Origin of the sequence: Microcoleus sp. D3_18a_C4, assembly GCF_036702415.1 — a bacterium.
Lineage (GTDB): Bacteria > Cyanobacteriota > Cyanobacteriia > Cyanobacteriales > Microcoleaceae > Microcoleus.
In genome coordinates this window covers 1-1,548 of the sequence record NZ_JAUBTI010000228.1, presented here as the reverse complement: position 1 = coordinate 1,548, position 1,548 = coordinate 1, and the positions used below count along the sequence as shown (strand labels likewise).

Sequence of the window (1,548 nt, the reverse complement as noted above, 5' to 3'; positions counted from 1 at the left end):
AAGTATTTCTACTTATTTCATAACTGAGATGCTCCCTTGATTCGCCGCACAGCCTAACAAGGTATTAAAGATTCAATAACCATATTTTTTTCATAAATATCTATATAACAACGGCAGTCATTCCAGCCATAACTTACAGCCCAGGCATTACCACAATCAATTATACCTGCAGGAAATACCACCTCATAACTGGGAGTTTCTACAAACATCCTTTTCACTATGTGTCGTCTGCTATCTTTCCATTTGTTTTTCCATGGAGTCAGAATTGGTTTAGGAGAAATACTTGTCACACGCCATTCATTTACATCTACAGTGTAAAAACCCATAGAGTAGAAACGTCGATCTTCATCTGTCTTCACATAAGTATGAAATAGCCCGATGTACTCGGACCCACGCCATGGAATTAAAGGTGTCCCACCCGACACGTAAGTTTGATATGGAATTATCGAATCCTTGTGAGTTACTTCTACTTCTGTCCAAATTTGTTGTTGAGGGCAGAATTTTATTACAGTTAAAGGATTGATTCGATAAATTATGTAAAAGTCATTATCAACTATTAAGGGAGTCCAGTTCCTTTCAAATGCAGGTGGTGCATCTGTAATACAGTAGTTGAAATTTTTACCGTAATTAGGTACGTGAATATTCTCTAGTTGACCATTATTCAAGTCTACATTTCCTAATACTACTGAGGTTGACCAAGTATTGTTTACAAAACTATCTTGTTGGCACGAAAGGTACAATTTATCCTTCCAGACAAATGCACGAGGGTCGTTGCATGATTTAATTTTTTCTGTAACTTTTGGAATTTTAAGAGTCTGGTGCCTGCTAGTAGGTTTAAAATTAGAATCTAATTTCACAAAACCAATATTGTTAAACAGTTCGCTGCGTTTAAACCGATAACGATAAAAAAACCATAAATCTCCTTGATAATATACTAAAGATGGGTTGAAGCAGTTTGATGAAAATCCTCTTGTTATTGACGCATTACTGACATAAATTCTCTTCATTCTACCCCCCGATCAGTATTATAATCATACTGTACACTTACCCCAAAGAAATCACTATTTCCATCTTTTATAACACCTGGAAGAACAGTCAAGAAAAAACTAGCTATATTTGTTGTATTGGTCAATGTATAGGACGAAAGGCTCCAGCTTCGGTTAGGATCAAAAGATAACTCACTACCATCATAAGTAGGAGTCACATCAACTTTTCTGATCTTTACTTTTCCATCATTACTTGGAATTCCCGATGGATCGAATGTTAATGTAAATTCAATTGAGTCACCTGGTCTTTTTTGTAAAGAGCCAACGGGTAGAAGTGTGAAAGTAGCAGCATTTGCCTTTGTAGGCATAAGAGCTGCGCAGGCGGTCATTGCTAAACTAACTGATATTACATGGCGTAACATCATTACACTCCAATCTATGTTTTTTTTAGGTTTCCACAAGTTTAACTTTATCACATAACAATTTGGCAAGTTGTATCTTTAAATACAGAAAAGCTTATGATTCGGGGAGCATCTCAGTTATGAAATAAGTAGAAATACTC

The 1,548-nt window shown here is 35.9% G+C and carries 2 protein-coding genes; both read right to left on the bottom strand.

The window, feature by feature from the left end:
- Positions 1 to 53: 53 nt before the first annotated feature.
- Positions 54 to 1,007, bottom strand: a complete 954-nt coding sequence (locus tag QUB16_RS33335; RefSeq protein WP_333322678.1) for a glycoside hydrolase family 130 protein — start codon at positions 1,005 to 1,007, stop codon at positions 54 to 56.
- Positions 1,004 to 1,462: a hypothetical protein gene (locus QUB16_RS33330; RefSeq protein WP_333322676.1), complete on the bottom strand. Its 459-nt coding sequence runs from the start codon at positions 1,460 to 1,462 to the stop codon at positions 1,004 to 1,006. Before QUB16_RS33330 ends, QUB16_RS33335 begins: the two co-directional genes overlap by 4 nt.
- Positions 1,463 to 1,548 lie beyond the last annotated feature (86 nt).